The sequence below is a fragment of the Mycobacterium sp. TH-M106 genome (assembly GCF_057473765.1).
In genome coordinates this window covers 1-4,140 of record NZ_JBYCLE010000555.1, presented here as the reverse complement: position 1 = coordinate 4,140, position 4,140 = coordinate 1, and the positions used below count along the sequence as shown (strand labels likewise).

Genomic DNA, 4,140 nt, shown 5'->3' with positions numbered 1-4,140 from the left:
AAAAACCGCGCGTCGCAGCCCGGCTCTATCACCCGACCGGCGCGGGCGGCGAACACCGCGGTGGACAACCGGTCGGCGATCCCGGCCTGACATTCGGTGCCGGCCGCTGTACTCACAGCCACCGCGTCGACCAGCCGTTCGGCCAGGTTCTGTTCGGAGCCGAACGCCCGGGCCGCCCCGCGCACCGGCAGCACCAGCAGCCCCGGCCGCAGCACCTCAACGCCGAGGGCGCGGGGTACCAGTTCGTCCACCGCGGCGAGCACCGGCTCGAAGCACCGGGCGTCGCGGTCGGTGTCCGCGGCTACCACATGCAGCTGCGGGCAGCGGGCCGCGGCCTCCCGGCGCCGCAGTCCGCGCCGTACTCCCGCGGCGCGGGCCGCCGACGAGCAGGCCAGCACCCGATTGGCCAAGGTGACCGCGACCGGGGCGGTAGCCGGCAGGCCCGCGGCGGCCGCCGCAGCGGCAGCGGGCCAATCCATGCACCAGATCGCTAACACCCGCGACGACACCGAAGCGCCTCACCCGGCTGGAGACCCGGCTGCAGACCCGGCTCGAGATCCGGCTGGAGACCCAGCTGCAGACCCAGCTGCAGACCCGGGCATCCGTCCCCGCGCCTGCACCTCGAGCCGCACCGCGCTGATCCGCCCGAATCCGGGCTCCGTTGCCCCACCCGCTATCTCATAGACACGCACCCGGGCATCCAGCCGCAGCGCCGCGCCCGGCCAGTTGCCGCCGGTGACCAGCAGGGCGCAGCCCTTCTGGCGGGCGCGGGATACCACCGCCCGGGCCCGCGCCGCCGGCACCGATCGCCCGCCCAGCCCGAGGACCACCAGATCCATTCCGTCCACGAGCACCGCGGCGACCTCCACCGGATCGGTGCCGGGGTCGGGGACCACCGCCAGCCGGCTCAGGTCGGCGCCCATCTCGGCGACGGCCAGCAGCCCGGTGTCCGGCTGGCCGACGATGACTGCATTGCCCCCGGCGCCCGTCACCGCGGCCACCATGCTCAACGCCAGCGACCGGGCTCCGGAGGCCACTGCCACCGTTCCCCGCGGCAACCCGGCGGGCAGCGCTTCGGCCAGTGACTCCGGGACCGGCAGCAGAGATTCCGGCGCCGAACCGGACGTTTCGCCGCACCATCCGGGCCCCACCTTCCCGGACACCGCCGCCATCTGCCGGCGCAGCTGTTCCAGCTGGTCAGCAGGGTCGTTATGACGCCGCCCCACGGCCACAGCCGCCGTCATAGTCGCCTCCAGGAACCTCGAAATCGACTCGAAACTATGTTCGATTGATTCGAGTGAACACCTCCCCACCGACAAGGTCAAGCCGGCCCGGTTTCCGGTACGCAAGTGACGGACGTACGCATGTGACGGACGTACGCAAGTGACGGACGTGACCCGGGAACGGTTACTCCCACTCGATGGTGCCGGGCGGCTTGCTGGTGACGTCGAGCACCACCCGGTTGACCTCGGGCACCTCGTTGGTGATCCGCGTCGAAATGCGCTCCAGCACCTCGTAGGGCACCCGGGTCCAGTCGGCGGTCATGGCGTCCTCGCTGGACACCGGACGCAGCACGATCGGATGGCCGTAGGTGCGGCCGTCGCCCTGCACGCCGACCGAACGAATGTCGGCCAGCAGCACCACCGGGCACTGCCAGATCTGGGTGTCCAGGCCGGCAGCGGTCAGTTCCTCACGGGTGATCGCGTCGGCGCGCCGCAGCGTGTCCAGCCGCGCCGCGGTGACCTCCCCGACGATCCGGATTCCCAGCCCCGGCCCCGGGAACGGTTGGCGCGCAACGATTTCCTCGGGCAAGCCCAACTCGCGACCGACCGCGCGCACCTCGTCTTTGAACAACAGCCGCAGCGGTTCGACCAGGGTGAACTTCAGGTCGTCGGGCAGGCCGCCGACGTTGTGGTGGCTCTTGATGCTCGCCGCACCCGTCCCGCCGCCGGACTCCACCACGTCCGGATACAACGTGCCCTGCACCAGGAACTCGACGTCCTCGCCGCCCATGACATCGCGCACCGCACCCTCGAAGGCGCGGATGAACTGCCGGCCGATGATCTTGCGCTTGCCCTCGGGGTTGCTCACCCCGGACAGCGCCTGCAGGAAGGTGTCCCGGGCGTCGACGGTGACCAGCCGCGCGCCGGTGGCGGCGACGAAGTCGCGCTGCACCTGCTCGCGCTCACCGGCACGCAGCAGCCCGTGGTCGACGAAGACACAGGTCAGCCGAGCCCCGATAGCGCGCTGCACCAGCGCCGCCGCCACCGCGGAATCCACGCCGCCGGACAGGCCGCAGATCGCATGGCCGTCGCCGACCTGTTCGCGCACCTGCTCGACCAGTGCGTCGGCGATTCCGGCCGCCGTCCAGTCCGCGGCGAGGCCGGCGAACTCGTGCAGGAACTGGCTGAGCACCTGCTGTCCGTGCGGGGTGTGGATCACCTCCGGGTGATACTGCACACCGGCCAGACGGCGGGTCCGGTTTTCGAAGCCGGCCACCGGGGAAGCCGCGCTGGTGGCCACCACCTCAAATCCGTCCGGCGCGGCGGTGACCGCGTCGCCGTGGCTCATCCACACCTGCTGCGTGTCAGCCAGGCCCGAATGCAGTTCGCCGCCAAGAACTTTCATCTCGGTGCGGCCGTATTCGCTGGTGCCGGTTCGTGCTACGGTACCGCCCAGGGCCTGCGCCATCGCCTGAAAGCCGTAGCAGATGCCGAACACCGGCACCCCCAGGTCGAACAGCGCCGGGTCCAGTTGCGGCGCGCCATCGGCGTAGACGCTGGCCGGCCCGCCGGAGAGCACGATCGCCTGCGGGTCGCGGGCCTTGATCTCGGCGACCGGCTCGGTGTGCGGAACGACTTCGGAGAACACCCGCGCCTCGCGGACTCGCCGGGCGATCAGCTGGGCATACTGTGCGCCGAAGTCGACCACCAGAACCGGACGCGGCGATGCTGACTGCACGGCTTGAGTCTATTGAGGCGCAGCCGCTACGGCGAAAGCGCAGCCGGTTGGGCTGCAGACGCGGTGCAGACGTGATGTAGTGGTACCGCCCTGAGCCGAAAGGAGTCGCTGTGCTGGGTCTGCCCGAGACGGTGCACGCCTGCCTGTTCGACCTCGACGGTGTACTGACCGACACCGCGAGCGTGCACACCAAGGCCTGGAAGGCCATGTTCGACGCCTACCTGCAGCAGCGGGCCGAACACACCGCGGAAAGGTTCGTCCCGTTCGACCCGGCTTCGGACTACCGACAATTCGTCGACGGCAAGAAACGCGAAGACGGTGTGCGATCGTTCCTGGCCAGCCGGGGCATCGAACTGCCCGAGGGCGGCCCCGACGATCCACCCGACGCGGAGACGGTGCACGGCCTGGGCGCCCGCAAGAACGCGGCGTTCCAGCAGACGCTGCACGACGACGGCGTCACCGTGTTCGACGGATCGCGGCGCTACCTGGAGGCGGTCGCCGGCGCGGGCTTGTCCACGGCGGTGGTGTCGGCGAGCGCCAACGCGGGCGAGATCCTGGCGGTCACCGGGCTCGACCGCTTCATCGGCCACCGCGTCGACGGTGTGACGCTGCGCACCGAACACCTCGCGGGCAAGCCGGCGCCGGACTCCTTCCTTTGGGCCGCACAGCTGCTGGCGGTCCCTCCCGCCGCGGCCGCGGTGTTCGAAGACGCCCTGGCCGGTGTGGCAGCGGGGCGGGCCGGTAACTTCGGCTTCGTGGTGGGTGTCGACCGGGTCGGTCAGGCCAAGGAGCTGCGCGACAGCGGCGCCGACGTCGTGGTCGCCGATCTTGCGGAACTGCTGTAGGCGGCAATGTAGGCGGCGATGATGATTCCCGAACAGATTTTTCCCGTCGAACCCTGGCAGGTACGCGAGACCCATCTCGACTTGGAGGTGCAGGCGCAAGCCGAGTCGTTGTTCGCTCTTTCCAACGGGCACATCGGGTTGCGCGGCAACCTCGACGAAGGTGAGCCGTCGGGCCTGCCCGGCACCTACCTGAATTCGTTTTACGAGGTGCGGCCACTGCCCTACGCCGAAGCCGGCTACGGCTATCCCGAGGCCGGCCAGACCGTCGTCAACGTCACCAACGGCAAGATCATCCGGCTGATGGTCGACGACGAGCCGTTCGACGTCCGCTACG

The 4,140-nt window shown here is 70.2% G+C and carries 4 protein-coding genes and 1 pseudogene; 2 read left to right on the top strand and 3 right to left on the bottom strand.

Annotation, left to right across the window (positions count from 1 at the left end):
• The 3 genes from AC2VOP_RS19040 to guaA form a co-directional block, all read right to left on the bottom strand.
• A partial coding sequence (locus tag AC2VOP_RS19040) for a Y-family DNA polymerase (protein ID WP_486962415.1) occupies positions 1 to 479 on the bottom strand: 479 nt, incomplete at its 3' end.
• A 39-nt stretch (positions 480 to 518) separates the two neighbouring features.
• The gene (locus AC2VOP_RS19035; RefSeq protein WP_486962414.1) at positions 519 to 1,244 is read right to left on the bottom strand and encodes a hypothetical protein; all 726 of its coding nucleotides are present in this window, start codon (positions 1,242 to 1,244) and stop codon (positions 519 to 521) included.
• Between the two features lie 163 nt (positions 1,245 to 1,407).
• Complete coding sequence (guaA, locus tag AC2VOP_RS19030) at positions 1,408 to 2,961, bottom strand: glutamine-hydrolyzing GMP synthase (protein WP_486962413.1); 1,554 nt, start codon at positions 2,959 to 2,961, stop codon at positions 1,408 to 1,410.
• Between the two features lie 110 nt (positions 2,962 to 3,071).
• Here guaA and AC2VOP_RS19025 point away from each other — a divergent pair, with 110 nt between their 5' ends.
• Together AC2VOP_RS19025 and AC2VOP_RS19020 are read left to right on the top strand one after the other, a co-directional pair.
• Complete coding sequence (locus AC2VOP_RS19025; RefSeq protein WP_486962412.1) at positions 3,072 to 3,806, top strand: beta-phosphoglucomutase family hydrolase; 735 nt, start codon at positions 3,072 to 3,074, stop codon at positions 3,804 to 3,806.
• Between the two features lie 21 nt (positions 3,807 to 3,827).
• Positions 3,828 to 4,140 (top strand): annotated as a pseudogene (locus tag AC2VOP_RS19020) (family 65 glycosyl hydrolase); the annotation flags it as partial.

Coding starts and splice junctions, on each gene's coding strand:
- AC2VOP_RS19035 (WP_486962414.1), bottom strand. CDS start 1,244: ATGACGGCGGCTGTGGCCGTGGGGCGGCGTCATAACGACCCTGCTGAC.